This is a genomic window from Rhodopseudomonas sp. BAL398, assembly GCF_033001325.1.
Classification (GTDB): Bacteria; Pseudomonadota; Alphaproteobacteria; order Rhizobiales; family Xanthobacteraceae; genus JARJEH01.
The window spans coordinates 3,117,082-3,136,645 of record NZ_CP133111.1 but is presented as its reverse complement, the minus strand read 5'-3'; the positions used below and the strand labels follow the sequence as shown (position 1 = coordinate 3,136,645).

Sequence of the window (19,564 nt, the reverse complement as noted above, 5' to 3'; positions counted from 1 at the left end):
CGCCCATCCGAGCGTGTTCACCCGCAGGCGCGGCCTCGCCTTTGGCGGGGTTGGTCCATGAAAGTAATGAGCAAACTCGCGGCCGAACGCAAGTGGCGGGGCGTCGCGGCGAGCCGATCGACCCAACCGAGGGCGTGGGGTCAGGCAGCGGCTTTGCTCGGGCGCGGGCGCGGGCCGAGCGCCGGACTTCGTTGCGGTATTGCGAGAGCGCCGGAGGCTAGGGCTTTGGCTTGGCGGCCGCTGTCGGCTTTTTGACCCGAGCGGGCTTGGCGGCCGGCTTGGTGTCGACCGTCACCGACACGCGCGCCTTGGGCTTGGGCGTAGGCTTGGCGCTCGATTTGGAGTCCTTGGCCTCGGCTTGCGGCTTCTTGGCCGCGCGGCGCTTCTTCTTGCCGTGGCTCGCTGCCTGCTGTTTGGCTTCATCGTCGGCGGCGGTGGCAAGCGCCGCACCGGTTCTGGTCGGCCCGGTGTAAACCACCACGGGCTCGGTGGGCGCCGGCGCTGCGGCGATCATGTCGACCGGCCGCAACACCGGCGGCTGCAGACCCGAGGCAAAGAAGGTGAGCGCGGCGCCAGGACCGGAATTGCTGGCGACGTCATCCTCGGCGGCTTCGTCGCTGGCCGGGCGCTTGCGCTTGGCGCCGCACATCTCGTCGCGCAGATTCGGCGGCGCCGCGGCGATCGGCGCCAGATTGTCGACGGTGCCGAGCGCCGGCGTCAGCCAGGACAGCGAATTGTTGGTGAAGCCGCGCTCCAGCAATTGCGCCGCCTTGACGGCGCGGTCGGTGCCGGAATTGGCACCCAGCACCACGGCGATCAGCCGCCGGCCGTTGCGGGTGGCGCTGCCGACCAGATTATAGCCGGAGGCGCAGATGAAACCGGTCTTGAAACCGTCGGCGCCCGGATAGCGGCCGATCAGCTTGTTGAAATTATGCGTCACGCGACGCCCGAATTTGATCGCCGGAATATGCACGAAGTACTCATACTCCGGCAGGTCGCGGATGATCGCCCGCGCCAGCATCGCCATATCGCGCGCCGAGGTGATCTGCCCATCGGCGGGCAGGCCGTTGGGATTGACGTAGCTGGTCTGCGTCATGCCGAGCTGCGCCGCGGTCTGGTTCATCATCGCCGAGAAGCCGTCGATCGAACCGCCGACGCCTTCGGCCAGCACCACGGCCATGTCGTTGGCGGATTTCACCAGCATCATCTTCAGCGCATTGTCGACCGTGACCGTGGTGCCGGGCCGGAAACCCATCTTCGACGGCGACTGCGCGGCGGCGGCCGGCGAGACGGTCAGCAAGGTGTCGAGCGTGATCCGGCCCTGCTTGACCGCGGTGAGGGTGACATAGGCCGTCATCAGCTTGGTCAGCGAGGCCGGATACCACGGATAGGTGGCGTTCTCGGCCTGCAGCACCTTGCCGGTATCGGCCTCGATCAGCAGCAGCGCCTCGGCGCGGGCCGATCGCGGCACCACGACGGTCGCGACCAGCGCCGCGGCGAGCACGATCCAGCTGAAGGACGATGTGAACGACGATCTGCGCGCGTATGCGGGAAGGAAATGCACGATCCGATTCCGGTCCTTTGAGACTTCGCCGAGCGGAGGTTCTGTCGATTGACGTTCGGGTCTGGGGTCCGGCTGCGATGGTCGCAGCCACCCAAAACCTATACCGGCTTGTGCTCTCAGAATAGAGCCGAGGTCTCCTATTTGCGATGAAAGGGGCCAAAGTTCGACGATGCTCACAGGCTGGTCGGGGCTTTCTCCTGTGCGGCGCTGATGTCGGCCCGGGCATGCTCGTGAATGATGAATTGCGCGGCAGCGAGTTCCGCGAAATGGCCGCGCTGTGCGACAAGTTCATCGAACGTTCCGCTTTCGATCACCCGGCCGTTGTCGAACACCAGAATCCTCGTGGCATGGCGGATCGTCGACAGCCGATGCGCGATCACGAAGGTGGTGCGGCCCTTCATCACCTCGTCGAGCGCGAGGTTGACCTTGGCCTCGGTCACGGCGTCGAGCGCGGAGGTGGCCTCGTCGAGGATCAGGATCGGCGGATCCTTCAACAGCGCGCGGGCGATCGACAACCGCTGCCGCTCGCCGCCGGACAGCATCCGGCCGCGCTCGCCGGCCTTGGTGTCGAATTTCTGCTCGCCGCGTTCGATGAACTCCAGCGCCTGCGCGCGTTGCGCCGCGACGCGCAATTCCTCGTCGCTGGCGTCCGGCTTGCCGACCCGCAGATTGTCGGCGATCGAACGGTCGAACAACAGCGCCTCCTGGAATACGACGCCGATGTTCCGGCGCAGCGCCGACAGCGTCAGGCCGCGCACGTCCATGCCGTCGACGGTGATATGGCCGGATTGCGGATCGAAGGCGCGGTGCAGCAGCGCGATCGCGGTGGATTTTCCGGCGCCGGTGGCGCCGACCAGCGCGATGGTCTGCCCCGGCAGCGCGGTGAACGACAGATCCTCGACCGCGGGCCGCTTGCCGTCATAGGAAAACGACACGTCGTTGAATTCCACCAGTCCCGACAGCCGGCCCGGATCGATCGCATCCGGCCGATCGCGCACCGCCGGCACCGCGTCGAGCACGTTGAAGAATTCCCGCAGTCGCGGCGCCTCCATGAACACATTGTTGATGAAGCTCACCACCTGCTCGAGCCGCTGGATCAGCATCGTGGCGAACGAGACGAACATCACGATTTCGCCGATGCTGGTCAGGCCCTGCTGGTGCAGCAGGATGCCGACGCTGAAGATTGCCAGCACGGTGATGGTGGTCGAGGCCCGGGTGATCACCGTGACCAGCGCCCACCATGACAGCACCGGCATCTGCGCCGCGAGCAGTTGGTCGGCGACGAAGCGCAGGCCCTTCACCTCGGCGTCGACCCGGACGAAACTCTGCACGAGCGCGATATTACCGAGCGCATCGGAAGCGCGCGCCGACAGGTCGCCATAATGCGCCTCGACCTGATCCTGCATGCCGTAGGTCTTGCGCACCACCAAAGTCGTCAGCACGGTGAACACCACGCACAGCATGAACAACAGGATCGCCAGCCGCCAGTTGATGTAGAGCGACAGCGGCAGCAGCACGACCAGCGACAGGATCGCGACGAAGTGTTCGCGGAAAAAGCCGAGCCACAGCCGCCACAGCGCATCGGTGCCCTGCAGCATCACCTTCATCAGCCGGCCCGAATGGGTGCCGGTGTGATAGGTCAAGGGCAGCTGCATGATGTGCTCGAAATAGCTGGTCAGCACCGCCTGACGCTGGCGATGGGCGAGCCTCTCGGCGTTCAGGGCGACGGCCGCGCCGCACAGGATGGTGAACAGACCGAATCCGACCCAGGCGCCGAGCAGCGGCCAGGGCGATGCGGCTTTGGCTTCCAGCGCGCCGGTGGAGAGATTACCGCTCAGCACGTCGATGATCCGGCCGAACAGCACCGGCTCGGCGAATTGCGCCGCTGCCAGCAACAGGCTGGCGCCGGCCAGCAGCCAGCCGAGCCGCGCCTCCTTGCCGAGCAATTCGAGGACCCGGGTGTAGAGGCGAAGCATGGAGATCCGCGGCGTTGGGTGGTGGCCAGTCGCCTATCGTTAAAGCATTTTTCGACGCGGAGGAACTCGGTTCCACGCCGCCTCGTGCGGATCGGGGCGGCAACGTGCCGCAGCCCTGGCAAAGACCGATCGTGCCGGGGTCCGGCGCGATCATGCGTCCCAAAACCCGCCTGTGACGGGCCTTTGCAGCATTCCACCTGCGGCTTCAACTATCGGAGTTCAAAGCAACATTTCTGCCATGCGGGTAACCCGTTCTTGATTTCCGTCAAGCGCACTTGACGGGTCAGATGACATGATCACGATACGCCTCGCCATCCGAATCCTGTTCGGTCGCGGATCTGTGGGGCCGCTGCCGGAGTGTTGTGCTGGAGTCGTGCCCCTTGGGTGATCTGATCTTCCCCATCAACCCCGATGCCGCGTTGGGCATTCATGTCGCGCTGTCGGCCGCGATCGTCGCGGCGATTATCGGCGTGGCGGCGTGGCTGCGCGAAAAGCGCGCCGGCGCTCGCGCCGACGTGCCTTACGAAAGCGGCGTGCTGCCGGCGGCGCCGGCGCAAGGTCCGCTGAACGCGCCGTATTTCCTGATCGCGGCGCTGTTCGTGATCTTCGACATGGAGGCGGCGATCCTGTTCGCCTGGGCGGTCGCGGCCCGCGACACCGGCTGGGTCGGCCTGATCGAAGCGGCGATCTTCATCGGCGTGCTGCTATTGGCGCTGGTCTATCTGTGGATCGACGGCGCGCTCGACTGGTCACAGAGGCGACGCAAATGACCCCTTCACCGCAAAGCGAACCGCTCTCGGTCGAGGAGCACATGGCGCGCAGCAATCTGTTCACGCGGCTCGAGGATCTGACCGCGTGGTCGCGCAAGAACAGCCTGTGGCCGTTCAATTTCGGATTGTCCTGTTGCTATGTCGAGCAGGTCACGGCGCTGACTCCGGTCTACGACCAGGCGCGATTCGGCGCCGAGGTGATCCGCGCCTCGCCGCGGCAGGCCGATCTGCTGGTGGTGTCCGGCACCGTATTTCACAAGATGGCGGCGCCGCTGCTGCGCTTGTATGAACAGATGCGGGCGCCGCGCTGGGTGATCTCGATGGGCGCCTGTGCCAATTCGGGCGGCATGTACGACATCTACTCGGTGGTGCAGGGCGTCGATCGTTTCATCCCGGTGGACGTCTATATTCCCGGCTGCCCGCCGCGGCCGGAAGCGATGCTCGATGCGCTGATCATGTTGCAGCAGCAGGTCGGCAGCGAGCGGCGGCCGCTCGGCGTCACTATCGGCAACAGCGCCGGGCTCGGCTTCGACGCGCCGCGCCGGCGCGATGAGCGCCGCGACGCGCGGATGGCGCAAACTTTTCTCGATCCCCCGGAGACATTGTGAGCTCCCCCGATGTCGTCAGCCAGCTCAATGCGCGGTTCGGACCCGCGATCTTGGGCGAACAGGCTACCCATGACGCGTTTCCGACGCTGTGGATCGCCAATGACGCGACGCCGGCCGTGCATCATTTCCTCAAGCATGAGATCGACCGCCCGTTCCGGATGCTCGCCGATCTGTGGGCGATCGACGAGACCGCGCGGCAGCATCGCGAGGGCCAGCCGCGCTCGGGCGTCACCATCGCCAGCCATCTGATCTCGCACGACCGCAATGCCGACATCCGGCTCAAGGTGCCGCTCGAAGCCGACTATCCGCGCGCGCAATCGATCGGCGGCGTGTTTCCCAACGCCGATTGGTACGAGCGCGAGGCGTTCGACATGTTCGGTGTCGAATTCGTCGGCCGGCCGCACCGTCTGCGCATCCTGCTGCCGCCCGGTTGGGAAGGCCATCCGATGCGCAAGGACCAGCCCGGGCGCGCCACCGAGCGCGCGCCGTTCAACATGACCGCCGCTCTGTTCGACGCCAAGGAGCACGCGCTGGCCGCCAGTCCGGAGGCGTTCGGGCTGCCGACCCAGCGCGACGGCGTCGAGCTGATGATCCTGAATTACGGCCCGCATTCGATGGCGACGCATGGCGTGTTTCGCATCGTGCTGGCGCTTGACGGCGAGGAGATCGTCGCGGCGCGGCCCGACATCGGATTTCACCACCGCGGCGCCGAGAAGATGGCCGAGCGGCAGAACTGGCACAGCTTTCTGCCCTATACCGACCGGGTCGATTATCTCGGCGGTGTGATGGGCGAATTGCCCTATCTGCAGGCGGTTGAAAAACTCTGCGGCATCAAAGTTCCGGATCGCGCCAAGATGGTCCGCGTCATGCTGAGCGAATTCTTTCGCATCATGAATCACCTGCTGTTCTACGGCACCATGGCGCAGGACACCGGGGCGATGTCTCCGGTGTTCTACATGTTCACCGACCGCGAGCATGCCTATCGGGTGATCGAGGCGATCACCGGCGCGCGGATGCATCCGTGCTTCTTCCGGATCGGCGGGCTGTCGATGGATCTGCCGACCGGCTGGGAGCAGATGGTGCGCGACTTCCTCGACTGGATGCCGTCGCGGCTCGACGACTACGACGGCATGGTGTTGCGCAACGAGATCTTCCGCGCCCGCACCATCGGCATTGCCGAATACGACACCGCGATGGCGCTGGACTGGGGCGTCACCGGGCCGGGGCTGCGCGCCACCGGCCTGGGCTGGGACCTGCGCAAGGCGCGGCCCTATTGCGGCTTCGAGCAATTCGACTTCGAGGTGCCGACCGGCGTGCGTGGCGATTGCTTCGACCGCACGGTGGTGCGGGTCGAGGAGATCCGCCAATCGCTGCGGATCATCCGGCAATGCGTCGACAACATGCCGGCGGGGCCGATCAAGGCCGATCATCCGCTGACCACGCCGCCGCCGCGGGAGCGCATGCAGCACGACATCGAGACCATGATCCATCATTTCGTCGGCACCAGTTGGGGGCCGGTGGTGCCCGCCGGCGAAGCCACCGGCCAGGTCGAGACGGTGCGCGGGCTGACGCAATTCTCGCTGATCTCGGACGGCGAGCCGGCGAGCTATCGCACACGGATTCGCACGCCGTCATTCCCGCATCTGCAGATGATCTCGGCGGTGGCGCCCGGCATGATGGTAGCTGATCTCGTCGCCTATCTGGGCAGCATCGACTACGTGATGTCGGACGTCGACCGATGACGCTGTCCCCCGCAACCAAATCCGCGATTGTCGAAGCCGCCGCTCACGGCGGGCCGAAGGCCGCGATGCTGGACGCCTTGAAGCTGGTGCAGCAGGCCGAGGGCTGGGTCTCCGACGCGGATCTGGCCGAGGCCGCCGCCACGCTCGGCGTCACGCCTGCGGAGATCGACAGTCTCGCCACCTTCTATAGCCAGATCTTTCGCCAGCCGGTCGGCGAGACCGTGATCCTGCTGTGCGACGGGCTGAGCTGTTATTTGTGTGGCGGCGACGCGGTGCGCGATGCGGTGATGCAAAAGCTTGGTATCGGTTTCGGCGAGACCACGCCGGACGGCAAGTTCACGCTGATCAATATCTGCTGCATCGGCGGTTGCGACCGCGCGCCGGCGGCCTTGGTCGGGCCGGACCGCAAACTGGTCGGCCCGCTGACGCCTGACGATCTCGCCGCGCTGATCGGAGGCGCGCCATGAGCGAACTGCCGCTGACCGGCCGCGCCCGCGCCGATCGTTCGCCACACAGCCTTGCCGAATGGCAGCGCTTCGGCGGCTATCAGGCACTGCCGCAGGCGCTGCAGCGTCACAGCCCCGCGGCGATCGTCGCGATGGTCGAGGCGGCCGGCCTGCGCGGCCGTGGCGGCGCGGGATTTCTCGCCGGCACCAAATGGCGGCTGATGCGCGAGGGTGCCGCGAAGTCCGGCCCCGGGGCGCGCTATCTCTGCGTCAATGGCGACGAGACCGAGCCCGGCTCGTTCAAGGATCGGCTGTTGATGGAAGCACTGCCGCATCAGCTGATCGAGGGCGCGGCCATTGCCGCCTATGCGGTCGGCGCCACCGAGGTCATCATCCTGGTGCGCGACGAATATCGCGCGGGCGCCGCGGCGCTGACCCGCGCCATTGCCGAAGCCGAGGCGGCCGGGCTGCTCGGCCGAGATATCCTCGGCTCGGGCTTCGATCTGACGATGCGGGTGCACGCCAGCGCCGGCCGCTACATCGTCGGCGAGGAATCCGCGCTGATCGCCGCGATCGAGGGCGAGCGTCCGGTGCCGCGGCATCGTCCGCCCTATCCGGCGGTGAGCGGGCTGTGGGGCCGGCCCACCACGGTCAACAATGTCGAGACGCTGTCGGCGGTGCCGTCGATCATCGAACATGGCGCCGACTGGTATCTCGGCCTGTCGAGGACCGAGGAGGGCGGCACCAAGCTCTATGGCGTCTCCGGCTGCGTCGCCCGCCCGCAACTGATCGAAGCGCCGATGGGCACTTCGGCGCGGGAACTGATCGAGTTGGCCGGCGGGATTCGCGACGGCCGCGCGCTCTTGGCGTTTCAGCCCGGCGGCGGCGCCACCGGATTCCTCGAGGCCGCCGAACTCGATGTGCCGATGGATTTCGCCCATCTGAAGCAGGCGGGCAGTTCGCTCGGCACTGGGGCGCTGATCGTGCTCGACGATCGCGCCTGTCCGGTGGCTGCGATCGGCCGTCATGCCCGGTTCTACGCGCGCGAAAGCTGCGGACTGTGCACGCCATGCCGTGACGGGCTGCCCTGGGTGTCGAAACTGCTCGACGCGCTGGAAGCCGGCCAGGGCCAGCGCGGCGATATCGAATTGCTGCAGATGCATGTCGACCTCGCCGGACCGTCCGGGCGCAGCTTCTGCGACCTGATGGCTGGCGCGATGACGCCGCTCAAAAGCGGGCTGCAGCGCTTCGGCGAGATCTTTGCCGCGCATCTTGAAGGCGCTTGTCCGGTGGGCCGCGCATGAGCACCAAGATCACCATCGATGGACGGCAATATGACGCGCGGATCGGCGACGATCTGCTGTCGGTGTGCCTGTCCTATGGCATCGACGTGCCGTATTTCTGCTGGCACGGCGCGCTGGGCTCGACCGGCGCCTGCCGGCAATGCGCGGTGCGGGTCTATTCCGGCCCCGACGACACCGAAGGCCGGATCGTGATGTCCTGCATGACGCCGGTCGCCGAGGGCCAGCGGGTGTCGGTGCTCGATCCGGAAGCCGCGGATTTCCGCGCCCGGGTGATCGAATGGCTGATGACCAATCATCCGCATGATTGCCCGACCTGCGAGGAGGCCGGCTCCTGCCATCTGCAGGACATGACCATCGCCACCGGCCACAACGTCCGCCGTTATCGCTTCGACAAGCGCACCCATCGCAATCAGGATCTCGGGCCGCTGCTGACCCATGAGATGAACCGCTGCATCGCCTGCCATCGCTGCACGCGGTTCTATCGCGACTATGCGGGCGGCCGCGACCTCGACGCCTTCGGCGCCCACAACAACGTGTATTTCGGCCGCGCCGAGGATGGCGTGCTGGACAGCCCGTTCGCCGGCAACCTCGCCGAGATCTGTCCGACCGGCGTGTTCAACGACAAGGGCTGGTCGGCGGATTACGCCCGCAAATGGGACATGCGCGCCACGCCGTCGATCTGTCCGCATTGCGCGCTCGGCTGCAATCTGCTGGTCGACGAGCGCGACGGCCGGGTGCGGCGGGTGCAGAACCGCTATCACGGCGCGCTCAACGGTTACTTCCTGTGCGATCGCGGCCGCTATGGCCCGCTGCATGTGGTCTCAAAGCAGCGGTTGACCGCGCCGCTGCTCGGCGGCGTCGCAGCCTCGGAGCATGACGCCAAGGCGGCGGCGCATGCGGCGATCGCGGCCGGCGCGATCGGCATCGGCTCGCCGCGCGCCTCGCTGGAATCCAATTACGCCCTGCAACAGTTGGTCGGGCGCGATCGGTTCTTCGCCGGCATCTCCGACGCCGAGGCCAAACGGCTGCGTCGCATGGTCGCGATCCTGCGCGCGGGACCGGCGAAGATCGCCGCGCTGGCCGAGATCGAAAGCGCCGACGCGGTGCTGGTGCTCGGCGAGGATCTGACCAATGCGGCGCCCCGGATGGCGCTGGCGCTGCGCCAGACCGCGCGCGGCGCCGAGCGCGAACTGGCCGAGCAGAAGGGCGTGCCGCATTGGCTCGACCAGGCCGTGCGCATCGCCGGCGAGGGCCGCCGCTCGCCGATCGTGCTGGCGACGCCGGCGCCCGATCCGCTGGACGCGATCGCGACCGTGTCGCTGCGGCTCGACCCGGAGGCAATCGCGACATTCGGCGCCTCGGTGGCGGCGGCGTTGCGTGGCGACGTCGCGGATGGGCTTGTCAAAGACGTCGCCGACATCCTCGCCGCCGCGAAGTGCCCGCTGATCATCGCCGGCGCCTCGCTTGGCGCCGCCGCGCTGGTCGAGGCCGCGGCCGCGATCGCGTCGGCGCTGGGCGCCCGCGCCCGCATCGCGCTGGTGGCGCCGGAGGCCAACAGCATCGGGATGGCGCTGCTCGGCGGCGACGGCATCGAGGCGGCGGCCGACTTGCTCGCAAGCGGGCAGGCCGAGACCGCGATCGTGCTCGAGAATGATCTGTTCGAACGCGCCCCGCGCGACGCGGTCGAGCGGCTGTTCGTCGCCGCCAGATCGGTCGTTGTGCTGGATGCGCTGACGTCCGAGACCTCGGCGCGCGCCGCCATCGCGCTGCCGGTGGCGGCATTCAGCGAGGCCGCCGGCACTTTCGTCAATTACGAGGCAAGGGCCCAGCGCTTCTTCGCCGCGGTGCCGCCGGACCCGGTCTTGCCGTCGGCATGGCGGCGGATCGCTGAGTTCGGCGCCGGCGACTGGCACAGCCTCGACGCCCTGATCGAGGACATCGTCAGCGAGCGGCCGGATCTCGCCGGCATCGCGGCGGCGGCGCCGGGGGCTGACTTCGTGATGAGCGGCGGCAAGGTGACGCGCGCGCCGCGGCCGCTGTCGGGCCGCACCGCCGATGACCGCGCCGGCCAGTTCGCCGACGCATCACCGGCGCAGGATCCGGATTCTCCCTTGACCTTCGGCATCAAGGGTTCGCGCGGCACCGAGGTCCCATCGGCGCTGATCACCAGCTACAAGATGCCCGGCCTGCATTCGGCCAATGCGGTGACGCGTTTCGAGCAGGAGATCGGCGGGCCGCTGCGCGGCGGCGATCCCGGCGCGCTGCTGTTCGAGGCCGGCGACGGGGCCTTGCAGCCGGCGGCACCAGCCGAACCGATCGGCGGCGACGGCCTGCTGCTGGTGCCGCTGCACGACGTATTTTCCGGCTGGGAGCCGAGCCGCGCCAGCGCGCTGCTCGCCGCCCGCGCGCCGGCGCCGCGCCTTGTGCTGCATCCCGACGATGCCGCAGCACTTGGGCTCGGCGACGGCTGTGCGGTGCTGATCGACGGCCGGCCTTGCGTCGCGCCGCTGTCGCTCGACGCCGGGCTGGCGCGCGGCGTGGTGGCGGTCAGCGTCGGCACGGCGGTCCCGCGCGGGCCGCTACGCCGCGTCATCGTTGAGGCGGCGCCATGACCGGGATGCTGATCACCGCGACGATTTCCGTCACCATGATCATGGTGCTGCTGGTGGTCGCCGGCACCTTCACCTGGGTGGAGCGACGGCTGCTGGCCTTCGTGCAGGAGCGCCTCGGCCCCAATCGCGTCGGCCCGTTCGGCTTCCTGCAATGGGTCGCCGACACCGTGAAGATTCTCACCAAGGAGGATCAGCCGCCGCCGGGCGCCGATCGCGCCGCCTACATCCTCGCGCCCGCGGTCGCCGCGACGCCGATTCTGGCTGGCTTCGGCGTGGTGGCGTTCGGCGACGGGCTGACGCTGGCGGCGGTCGATGTCGGCGTTCTGTTCCTGCTCGGCATGATGGGCCTCACCGTCTATGCGGTGGTGCTCGGCGCCTGGGCCTCGCACAGCCGCTTCGCGCTGATGGGAGGCCTGCGCGCCGCGGCGCAGATGCTGGCCTATGAGGCGTTTCTCGGCCTGTCGCTGATGGGTGTGGTGATGCTGGCAGGCAGCCTGTCGCTGACCGCGATCGTCGAGGCCCAGCGCGACGTCTGGTTCGTGGTGCTGCAGCCGCTCGGCGCGGCGCTGTTCTGCATTGGCGGCGTCGCCGCCGCGCATCGGCTGCCGTTCGATCTGCCGGAATCCGAAAACGATCTGGTCGCCGGCTATATCACCGAATATTCCGGCATGGCGTTCGGCCTGTTCTTTCTCGGCGAATATCTCGCGGTGCTGCTGGTCTCGGCCTTCGCCGTGACGCTGTTCTTCGGCGGCTGGTACGGGCCATGGCTGCCGGGCGCGGTGTGGTTCGGGCTGAAGACCGCGGTGATCGCCGTGGTGTTCGTCTGGATCCGCGCCACGCTGCCGCGGCCGCGCTACGATCAATTGCTGAGTTTCGCCTGGAAGATCGCGCTGCCGCTGGCGCTGCTCAATCTGCTGGTGACCGGCGTCATTGTGGTGGCGAGGAGCGCGTCATGATCGGCTGGCTCGGAGCGCTGTTGAGGGTCGGCCGCAAGCTCGTGGTCAAGACCGAGACCCAACTCTATCCCGAGGTGATGCCGAAGCTGGCGCCGCGCAGCCGTGGCCGCATCGTGCTGACCCGCGATCCCGATGGCGTGGAGCGCTGCGTCGCCTGCAGCCTGTGCGCGGTGGTCTGCCCGGTCGGCTGCATCGATCTAGCCAAGGCGGTGGCCGAGGATGGCCGCTGGTATCCGGACTATTTCCGCATCAATTTCGCCCGCTGCATCTTCTGCGGGCTGTGCGAGGATGCCTGCCCGACATCGGCGATTCAGCTGACGCCGGATTTCGAGCTCGGCGAATGGCGCCGCGACGCGCTGGTCTATGAGAAGCACGATCTGCTGATCGCCGGCGAAGGCAAGGTGCGCGGCTATCGCTATTGGTCGGTTGCCGGCAAGGCGATCGCCGGCAAGGACAAGGGCGAGGCCGAGCACGAGACGCCGCCGGTCGATCTGAAAGGGCTGCTACCATGAGCCCGCTGCTCGCCATCTATGCCGGCGCGTTCGCGCTGATCGCCGCCGCATTGTCAGTGACGCGGGCGAACGCCGTGCACGCGCTGCTCCATCTCGTGGTGGCGCTGCTGGCATTGTCGGTGTCGTTCTTCGCGCTGGGCGCGGCGTTTGCGGCGGTGCTGCTCATCATGATCTATGCGGGCGCCATCGTGGTGCTGTTCGTATTCGTGGTGATGACGCTGCCGACCGCGCCCGAGGCGATGGCGCGCGAGCGCGCCGCTCTGAACCGCGCCTGGCCGCTGCCGGCGCTGATGGCGGTGCTGGTGATCGCGCCTTTCCTGTTCGGGCTTGGCGAGGTCGCGCCGGCTGCTGCGGCGCCGGTGTCGGCGCAAGCGGTCGGCCGGCTGTTGTTCGGCCCCTGGGCGCTGGCGATCGAACTGGCGTCGTTCCTGCTGCTCGCCGGCCTGATCGGCGTGCGCCATATCGGCCGCAACGACCGCGCGCCGGGAGGCCGCCGATGACCAGCACGGCGCTCTCCGGGATGATGATCGTGGCCGCCGGCCTGTTCGCGATCGGGCTGTTCGGCGTGCTGGCGCGGCGCGGCATCCTGTTTCAGCTGGTGGCGCTGGAAGTGGCGCTGAGCGGCCCGGCGCTCGGCTTCGTCGCCGCCGGCGCCTATCACGCCGATCCACAAGGGCAGGGCATGTTCATCCTGGTGCTGACCCTGGCCGCCGCCGAGGTCGCGGTCGGGCTCGCGCTATTCCTGCGCATCCGCCGCGTCGCCGGCAGCGACGACAGCGACGCCATCAACCGGCTGAAGGGATGACCATGGCCTCCATGCTCCCCCTCGTGCCGGTGCCGGCGCTACTCGGCTTTCTGATCCTGGCCTTCGTGCCGGTCACCCTGTCGCGCGCGGCGATCATGATGATCGGCGTCGTCGCCGGCGGCTTGCCGGCGCTGCTGCTGGCGCCGGTGGTGGCGTCCTGCGTCGGCGGCGGCTGCGACGCGCCGACGATCGTTCCGATTCTGTCGATCGATGCCGGCGCGGTGGTGGCGCAGATCGCGATGTCGCTGGATCCGTTGAGCGTGGTCGCCGGCATCACGGTGGCGGTGGTCGGCTCTTTGGTGCTGCTGTATTCCAGCGCCTATATGGCGGCCGAACCCGTCGCCGATCTGCGGCGCTACTTCGCGCAGATGAATCTGTTTCTCGCCGGGATGCTGGCGGTGGTGCTGGCCGCCGACGTGCTGCTGCTGTTCCTCGGCTGGGAGATCATCGGCCTGTGCAGCTTCATGCTGATTGCCTATTACTGCAAATTGCCCAAGGCGATCGCCGCGGGGCAAAAGGCGCTGGTGACCACGCGCGTCGCCGATGCCTTTCTGCTCGGCGGGTTGATGCTGCTGTTCCTCGCCGCCGGCACCACCCGGTTCGACGGCATGCTGGCGGCGGTCCCGCAGATCGACGCCTGGCCGCTGGCGGCGATCGCCGGGCTGATCGCGCTCGGCGCGCTCGGCAAATCGGCGCAGATTCCGTTTCACACCTGGCTGCCCAGCGCGATGGCGGGGCCGACGCCGGTCTCGGCGCTGCTGCATTCGGCCACCATGGTGGCGGCCGGCGTGATCCTTTTGGTGCGGCTGGCGCCGCTGTTCGCCGCGACGCCCCAGATCGCCGCCGGCATCGTCACGCTCGGCATCGCCACCGCGGCGCTTGGCGCGCTCGCCGCGGTGATCCAGCGCGACGTCAAGAAGATGCTGGCGTTCTCGACCATGAGCCAGATCGGCTTCATGGTGCTGGCGCTCGGCGTCGGCGCGCCGGCGGTGGCGCTGGCGCATTTCGCGATTCACGCCGCGTTCAAATCGCTGCTGTTTCTCAGCGCCGGGGTGTTGAGCCACGCCGCCGGCGGCTCCACCGCGATCGCGGCGCTGCGCGGCTCGCGCAACCGCCAGCCGCTGGCGTTTTGGAGCTTTGCGATCGGCGCGGCCTCGCTCGCCGGCTTGCCGCTGGTCACCGCCGGCTGGTACTCCAAGGAAGCGGTGCTGGCCGCGGTGCTGACCAGCGGAGCGTGGGGCGCGCCACTATGGGTGCTGGCCGCGCTCGCCGCGGTGCTGACCGCAACCTACGCGTTTCGCGCGGTGCTGGTGGCGTCCAGCGAAACCAGCGATGTCGTGGCACCGCCATGGGGCGGGCTGGCAACGCTGCTGCCTTTGTTCACTTTGGCCTTCGTCGCGGTGGCCGGCGGTTTTGCGGTCGATGCGCTGATCGGTTTTGCCGGCGGCGCGCCGCACGAATTGCCGGTGCTGGCGACGCTGCTCGGCGCCGCGGCGCCGATTCTCGGCGCGGCGCTGGCCTGGCAGGCGGTGCGCGATCCGCAAGCCTTCGAGCAATTTGCCACCCGACTGCGGCATCTGCGCGCATTCCGGGTCGATGCCATCTACTATCTCGTACTGGTGCGCAATTTCCGCCGTATCACCAAGGTTCTCGGCGCTGCCGAGGCGGGCGAGACGGAAGATCCGCGCCGGGTCCGCCAACCGGCTGGTCTGACATCGATCAATGACTCGGTCGGATTAGTGTCCGACGATCCGCTCGGCCAGACCGTTGGCCGGGCCGAGCGCGCGCCGGATGACAGGGATGACGATGCGGCATTGGTCCGCTTCGTCGGCGGCGATCCGGTCGGCCGGCTGCTGACGCGGTTCGCGCGGTTTTTTGTCCGGGATTTTGTGGCACGGTTCAATCCTGACCGGATCGATCAGGCGTGGATGCGCTTTGCCGGCGCGCTGGGTGCGGTCTGGGCCGAGGCGCGTCGGATTCAGACCGGCCGGCTGCGCGACCATTCGCTGGGCATTGCGCTCGGCTGTGCGGGGCTTTTGTTGTTTGCCTGGGGGACATCATGGCGCTGATCGCGCTCCTGCTGCTGCCGGTGATCGGCGGCGTGATTGCATTTGTCGTTGCGGGCCGCCATGAGGCCGAGCGCTGGGTCACGATCGCTACCTTCGCGTTGATGCTGGTCGTGCTGGTCGCGATCGTCGTCGGCGCGCCCGATGCGCGCTGGTACGCGCGGTTCGACTATCCCTGGGTGCCGTCCTTCGGCATCTCGATCAATCTGGCGATCGACGGCCTGTCGGCGGCGCTGGTCGGCATTGCGGCGGTTCTCGGGATCATCTGCGTGACCGCCTCGTGGCAGGAGATCCGCAGCGATTCGGGACTGTTTCACGCCTGCCTGTGCTGGACCGTCGGGGCCACCGTCGGCGTCTTCATCTCGTTCGATCTGCTGATCTTCGCCTTCTTCTGGGAGGCGATGCTGATCCCGAGTTTCACCCTGATCGCGATCTGGGGCCACGGCGACAAGGAAGGCGCGGCGCTCAAATTCCTGATCTTCAACGCGGTCGCCGGCTTCGGCCTGCTCGCCTCGGCCTTTGCCTTGGCGGCTTTGGCCGACCACATGACCTTCAACGCCTTCGAACTGGCCCAGATGAAGTTCTCGACGCCGGTCCAGGTCTGGATGCTGCTCGGCTTTTCGCTGGCCTTCATGGTCAAGCTGTCGGTGCCGCCATTCCACGCCTGGCTGCCGGAGGCGCATACGCTGGCGCCGACCGCGGGCTCGATCCTGCTCGCCGGCGTGCTGCTGAAGACCGGCGCCTATGGCCTGTTCCGGTTCGGCCCGATGCTGTTTCCGGACGGCCTGACCGCCGTGGCGCCCTATGGCATCGCGCTCGGCGCGGTCGGCGCGCTGTATGGCGGCCTGGTCGCTTGCGGCCAGAACGACGCCAAGCGGCTGGTCGCCTATACGTCGATCGCCCATATGTGCATCATCCTGATGGGCATCTCGGCCGGCGTGCACTACGCGCTGGCTGGCGCCGCGGTCGAGATGATCGCGCATTCGTTCTCGGCCTCGGCGCTGTTCCTGCTGATCGGCGCGCTGTATGAGCGCACCCACAGCCGCGACCTGCGCCAGCTCGGCGGGCTGCAGCAATACGCGCCGCGCTTCGCCGCCGCCTTCTCGCTGTTCTGCGCGGCCCTGCTGGCGCTGCCCGGCACCGCGAATTTCGCCGGCGAGGCGCTTGTGGTGGTCGGCCTGTTCCAGGTCACCTGGATCTTCGCGCTGGCGGCGCTGTCGACGCTGGTGGTCTCGGTGATCTACGCCACCCGCTTGCTCAAGGGGCTGGTGTTCGGCGAGGCCCGGCTGGATGCGGCGGTTCACGATCTCACCTTGCGGGAATACGGCGCGGTGCTGGTGCTCGCCGCCGGCACTCTGACCGTCGGACTGTATCCGCAAAGCCTGATTGGCCTGCTCGAGCCGGCGATCCGGGCCGCGCTGGCGCCGCAGCTGCCATGAACGCAGCCCAACTCGCCGCACTCTCGCCGATCGGAGCGCTCGCCATCGGCGCCGTCGCGGCGATGATGCTGGCGCCGCTGGCGCGGGCCGAACTGGTGCGCGCCGCCGCGGCGCTTAGCCTGGCGCTGGCGGCGGGGCTGGTGCTGCTGCGCGCCGGGGCGTCGCCGGCGCCGATCGGCACGCTGTATATGGATGACGGGCCGGCGCGGTTCGGCATCGTCTATGCGAGCCTGTCGTCGCTCGCCGCCTTGGTGTTCCTGCGCGGCGGCAGCGCCAAGGAGGCGCCGTCGCTCTTGGTGCTGGCGGCGCTCGGCGCCGCGACGCTGGCCGCAGCGGGCCATGCCGCGACGCTGTTTCTGGGGATCGAGATCATCAGCCTGTCGCTGATCGCGCTGTTCGCGTTCCTGCTGTCGCGGCCGGGGCTCGAGGCCAGCTACAAATTCCTGGTGATGAGCGGGTTGGCGACGGCGGCGCTGCTGCTTGGCGTGGCGCTGATCTATGCCGAGACCGGCGCGCTGGCCTTTGCCGGATGGAGCGGTCACGGCGCGCTATTCGCGCTCGGCACCGCGTTGCTGCTGGCGGGGCTGGCGTTCAAATTCTCGCTGGCGCCGTTTCACATGTGGACGCCCGACGCCTTCGAGGGCGCGCCTGCCGGCGCCGCCGCATTGGCGGGCGTGGTGTCGAAAGGGGCGGTTGCGGTCGCGATTTTGCGATTGAACGCAACGGCGCAGCTGCCCGAGCCGCTATGGAGCAGCGGCCTCGCCGCGCTCGGCGCGGCCTCGATCCTGGTCGGCAATCTGCTGGCGCTGCGGCAGCCGGCGCTGCCGCGGATGCTGGGCTATTCGACCATCGCGCATTCCGGCTACATCGCCGTGCTGCTGGCCGCGGCGTCGCCGCGCGCCGACGAGGCGGTGCTGTTCTATCTGGCCATCTACGCGCCGGCGCTGATCGGCGCGCTCTGCGCCTCGGCGCTGCTCGGCAAGGCGCCGACGTTGCCGGATCTGCATGGCCTGGTGCGCCGCCGTCCGCTGGAAGCGGCCGCGCTGTCGCTGGCGCTGCTGTCGCTGGCCGGGTTGCCGGCGGCGGGCGGATTCATCGCCAAGCTGTATCTGTTCAGGGTGTTGGTCGAGACCGGCGGCTGGACCCTGCTCGGCGTCGTGGCGGCGGGATCGGGGCTCGGCTTCTACTATTATGCGCGGTTCTTCACGGCGCCGTTCATCGGCGTTGGCGCCGTGGAAGCCGACCCGCTGCCGCTAGGCGATCGCGCCCTGCTGATGCTGTGCGCGGCGCTAATCGTGCTGTTCGGCGTGGCGCCCGGGCTCGTGATCGACATCGTAACGCCCGCGCTATCGTTGCGATAGGCGGGCGTTGCGCATTGCGATGGTCGGATTGGAGCGGCGCGATGCCGTCAGGCGTCCATGTTGCGCAGGTGCTGGCGGTTGCGCAGCTCGATCTGGCGGGCGCCGGAAAATCCGAGAACGCCCTGAGCTTGCAGCTGCGACAGCGCCCGCGACACCGTTTCCAGCGTCAGGCCGAGATAGTCGCCGATATCGCGGCGGCACATCGGCAGCGCCATCAATCCGGCGACCGCGAGCCGGCGGTCCATCTCGAGCAGGAAGTTGGCGACGCGCTCCATCGCATTCTTGCGGCCGAGCAGCAGCATGTGGTCCTCGGCATGGCGCAACTCGCCGGCGGTCATCGCCCACAGGCTGCGGGCGACATTGACGTCGGTGGCGGCGGCCTGTTCGAGGCTGCGGCGTTTCAACAGGCGGACGGTGGTGTCGACGATGGCTTCGGCGGTCAGACGATGCGTGGCGCCCGATTCCAGCCCGAACACGTCGCCCGGAAGATAGAAGGTGCCGATCTGGCGGCGGCCGTCGGACAGCAGCTTGTAGCTGCGCACCGCTCCGGAAACCACCTGATAGACATATTCCGATGGCTCGTCCTCGCCGTAGATCTCTTCTTCCTTCTTGTAGGAGAATTCGGTGGCGACGAGACCGGCATGGCCGGTCACAACGTAGAACTCGTCGGCTGCTGTACTGCCGGTGCTCGGCGCCTTGACGGCGGCTGGGGCCTGGGTCCTGAGCGACTGGTTCAGCATCTGCCATCTCCACATTACAATTGGATGGCAGTCTTCTACGCAAGAATCGCGGGGGGAGGTATTTCGCCTCTTATCTTAAGTAGGTTTACCTAAGTGGTTTTACGGAGGCGGGCATGCGCCAGCGTCGTCCGCCCCTGCCAAGCCGGCAAATTGGCCCCGAATTCGTCCGAAATTGGCCTGTCAGGCGCCGAATCCCATGGCTACGCCGAGGCGCTGCTCTCCCGCATCGCCCCGCGGATGTGGATCACGAGGCTGTCTTCGAGGTGTGGCTTGAGCACCACATGGCGGACGCCGGCCGCCGCGGCACGGTTCATGATGCTTTGATCGGGATAGCCGGTGATCATCACCACCGGCGCCTTGATGTTACGCTCACGCAGGCGGTTCGCCAGATCGATCCCGTTCATGCCCGGCATCTTGTAGTCAACCACGATGCAGTCGACCGGCTGCTCGGCCACCGCATCAAGCAGCGCCAGTCCGCTACGAAAGGTTCGCACCTCGAAACCGTCGGTTTCCAGAAGAAAACGCAGCGATCCGAGGACGCCATGGTCGTCATCGACCACATAGACCAAGGATTTGGCTGGCGGAACGGACATCACGGAGTTCTCTTGCGCCTAGCGAGGCTGCGAGTTGCGGATGCCTAACTTTATAAACTGCTGGGAAAAA

At 67.8% G+C, this 19,564-nt stretch carries 17 protein-coding genes; 13 read left to right on the top strand and 4 right to left on the bottom strand.

The features are described 5' to 3' along the window. Nucleotides 1–217: 217 nt before the first annotated feature. Together RBJ75_RS14810 and RBJ75_RS14805 are read right to left on the bottom strand one after the other, a co-directional pair. The gene (locus tag RBJ75_RS14810; protein WP_044411961.1) at nucleotides 218–1,564 is read right to left on the bottom strand and encodes a serine hydrolase; all 1,347 of its coding nucleotides are present in this window, start codon (nucleotides 1,562–1,564) and stop codon (nucleotides 218–220) included. A gap of 173 nt (nucleotides 1,565–1,737) precedes the next feature. Continuing rightward, nucleotides 1,738–3,546, bottom strand: coding sequence for a glucan ABC transporter ATP-binding protein/ permease (locus RBJ75_RS14805; RefSeq protein ID WP_044405998.1), 1,809 nt, complete (start codon nucleotides 3,544–3,546; stop codon nucleotides 1,738–1,740). A 374-nt stretch (nucleotides 3,547–3,920) separates the two neighbouring features. On the opposite strand from RBJ75_RS14805, the gene RBJ75_RS14800 reads away from it, so the two are divergent. The 13 genes from RBJ75_RS14800 to RBJ75_RS14740 are packed head-to-tail and all read left to right on the top strand — an operon-like array spanning nucleotide 3,921 to nucleotide 18,161. Continuing rightward, complete coding sequence (locus RBJ75_RS14800) at nucleotides 3,921–4,310, top strand: NADH-quinone oxidoreductase subunit A (protein WP_044406000.1); 390 nt, start codon at nucleotides 3,921–3,923, stop codon at nucleotides 4,308–4,310. Continuing rightward, nucleotides 4,307–4,918 (top strand): NuoB/complex I 20 kDa subunit family protein, encoded by a 612-nt coding sequence (locus RBJ75_RS14795; RefSeq protein ID WP_044406002.1) that lies wholly within the window; start codon nucleotides 4,307–4,309, stop codon nucleotides 4,916–4,918. The genes RBJ75_RS14800 and RBJ75_RS14795 overlap by 4 nt, the downstream gene beginning before the upstream one ends. Beyond that, nucleotides 4,915–6,660 carry an NADH-quinone oxidoreductase subunit C/D gene (gene nuoC, locus RBJ75_RS14790; protein ID WP_044406004.1) on the top strand — a complete coding sequence of 582 codons (1,746 nt, stop codon included), beginning with the start codon at nucleotides 4,915–4,917 and terminating at the stop codon, nucleotides 6,658–6,660. The genes RBJ75_RS14795 and nuoC overlap by 4 nt, the downstream gene beginning before the upstream one ends. Beyond that, nucleotides 6,657–7,127: an NADH-quinone oxidoreductase subunit NuoE gene (gene nuoE, locus RBJ75_RS14785; protein ID WP_044406006.1), complete on the top strand. Its 471-nt coding sequence runs from the start codon at nucleotides 6,657–6,659 to the stop codon at nucleotides 7,125–7,127. The genes nuoC and nuoE overlap by 4 nt, the downstream gene beginning before the upstream one ends. Further along, nucleotides 7,124–8,410, top strand: a complete 1,287-nt coding sequence (locus RBJ75_RS14780; RefSeq protein WP_044406008.1) for an NADH-quinone oxidoreductase subunit F — start codon at nucleotides 7,124–7,126, stop codon at nucleotides 8,408–8,410. Before nuoE ends, RBJ75_RS14780 begins: the two co-directional genes overlap by 4 nt. Further along, a complete protein-coding gene (nuoG, locus tag RBJ75_RS14775; protein WP_044406010.1) occupies nucleotides 8,407–11,022 on the top strand; it encodes an NADH-quinone oxidoreductase subunit NuoG in 2,616 nt (871 codons plus the stop codon). The genes RBJ75_RS14780 and nuoG overlap by 4 nt, the downstream gene beginning before the upstream one ends. Continuing rightward, nucleotides 11,019–11,978 (top strand): NADH-quinone oxidoreductase subunit NuoH, encoded by a 960-nt coding sequence (gene nuoH / locus RBJ75_RS14770; protein WP_044406012.1) that lies wholly within the window; start codon nucleotides 11,019–11,021, stop codon nucleotides 11,976–11,978. The genes nuoG and nuoH overlap by 4 nt, the downstream gene beginning before the upstream one ends. Then, a complete protein-coding gene (nuoI, locus tag RBJ75_RS14765) occupies nucleotides 11,975–12,490 on the top strand; it encodes an NADH-quinone oxidoreductase subunit NuoI (RefSeq protein ID WP_276156921.1) in 516 nt (171 codons plus the stop codon). Before nuoH ends, nuoI begins: the two co-directional genes overlap by 4 nt. Next, a complete protein-coding gene (locus RBJ75_RS14760; RefSeq protein WP_044415907.1) occupies nucleotides 12,487–12,990 on the top strand; it encodes an NADH-quinone oxidoreductase subunit J in 504 nt (167 codons plus the stop codon). Before nuoI ends, RBJ75_RS14760 begins: the two co-directional genes overlap by 4 nt. After that, nucleotides 12,987–13,295, top strand: coding sequence for an NADH-quinone oxidoreductase subunit NuoK (gene nuoK / locus RBJ75_RS14755; RefSeq protein ID WP_044415909.1), 309 nt, complete (start codon nucleotides 12,987–12,989; stop codon nucleotides 13,293–13,295). The genes RBJ75_RS14760 and nuoK overlap by 4 nt, the downstream gene beginning before the upstream one ends. Nucleotides 13,296–13,297: 2 nt before the next feature. Beyond that, nucleotides 13,298–15,364: an NADH-quinone oxidoreductase subunit L gene (locus RBJ75_RS14750; RefSeq protein ID WP_044415911.1), complete on the top strand. Its 2,067-nt coding sequence runs from the start codon at nucleotides 13,298–13,300 to the stop codon at nucleotides 15,362–15,364. Then, entirely contained in the window at nucleotides 15,355–16,800 is a 1,446-nt protein-coding gene (locus tag RBJ75_RS14745; RefSeq protein WP_276156919.1) for a NuoM family protein, read from the top strand. Before RBJ75_RS14750 ends, RBJ75_RS14745 begins: the two co-directional genes overlap by 10 nt. Then, nucleotides 16,797–18,161 carry an NADH-quinone oxidoreductase subunit N gene (locus tag RBJ75_RS14740; RefSeq protein WP_044415916.1) on the top strand — a complete coding sequence of 455 codons (1,365 nt, stop codon included), beginning with the start codon at nucleotides 16,797–16,799 and terminating at the stop codon, nucleotides 18,159–18,161. Before RBJ75_RS14745 ends, RBJ75_RS14740 begins: the two co-directional genes overlap by 4 nt. A 47-nt stretch (nucleotides 18,162–18,208) precedes the next feature. Here the strand turns inward: RBJ75_RS14740 and RBJ75_RS14735 are convergent, their stop codons facing one another. Next, complete coding sequence (locus RBJ75_RS14735; RefSeq protein ID WP_044415914.1) at nucleotides 18,209–18,901, bottom strand: helix-turn-helix domain-containing protein; 693 nt, start codon at nucleotides 18,899–18,901, stop codon at nucleotides 18,209–18,211. A gap of 200 nt (nucleotides 18,902–19,101) precedes the next feature. Beyond that, the gene (locus RBJ75_RS14730) at nucleotides 19,102–19,494 is read right to left on the bottom strand and encodes a response regulator transcription factor (RefSeq protein ID WP_276156918.1); all 393 of its coding nucleotides are present in this window, start codon (nucleotides 19,492–19,494) and stop codon (nucleotides 19,102–19,104) included. Nucleotides 19,495–19,564 lie beyond the last annotated feature (70 nt).

Bases quoted from the DNA above. Each gene is read 5' to 3' on its own strand.
- RBJ75_RS14795 (WP_044406002.1), top strand. From the start codon at position 4,307: ATGACCCCTTCACCGCAAAGCGAACCGCTCTCGGTCGAGGAGCACATG.
- nuoE (WP_044406006.1), top strand. From the start codon at position 6,657: ATGACGCTGTCCCCCGCAACCAAATCCGCGATTGTCGAAGCCGCCGCT.
- RBJ75_RS14780 (WP_044406008.1), top strand. From the start codon at position 7,124: ATGAGCGAACTGCCGCTGACCGGCCGCGCCCGCGCCGATCGTTCGCCA.
- nuoG (WP_044406010.1), top strand. From the start codon at position 8,407: ATGAGCACCAAGATCACCATCGATGGACGGCAATATGACGCGCGGATC.
- nuoH (WP_044406012.1), top strand. From the start codon at position 11,019: ATGACCGGGATGCTGATCACCGCGACGATTTCCGTCACCATGATCATG.
- nuoI (WP_276156921.1), top strand. From the start codon at position 11,975: ATGATCGGCTGGCTCGGAGCGCTGTTGAGGGTCGGCCGCAAGCTCGTG.
- RBJ75_RS14760 (WP_044415907.1), top strand. From the start codon at position 12,487: ATGAGCCCGCTGCTCGCCATCTATGCCGGCGCGTTCGCGCTGATCGCC.
- nuoK (WP_044415909.1), top strand. From the start codon at position 12,987: ATGACCAGCACGGCGCTCTCCGGGATGATGATCGTGGCCGCCGGCCTG.
- RBJ75_RS14750 (WP_044415911.1), top strand. From the start codon at position 13,298: ATGGCCTCCATGCTCCCCCTCGTGCCGGTGCCGGCGCTACTCGGCTTT.
- RBJ75_RS14745 (WP_276156919.1), top strand. From the start codon at position 15,355: ATGGCGCTGATCGCGCTCCTGCTGCTGCCGGTGATCGGCGGCGTGATT.
- RBJ75_RS14740 (WP_044415916.1), top strand. From the start codon at position 16,797: ATGAACGCAGCCCAACTCGCCGCACTCTCGCCGATCGGAGCGCTCGCC.
- RBJ75_RS14735 (WP_044415914.1), bottom strand. From the start codon at position 18,901: ATGCTGAACCAGTCGCTCAGGACCCAGGCCCCAGCCGCCGTCAAGGCG.
- RBJ75_RS14730 (WP_276156918.1), bottom strand. From the start codon at position 19,494: ATGTCCGTTCCGCCAGCCAAATCCTTGGTCTATGTGGTCGATGACGAC.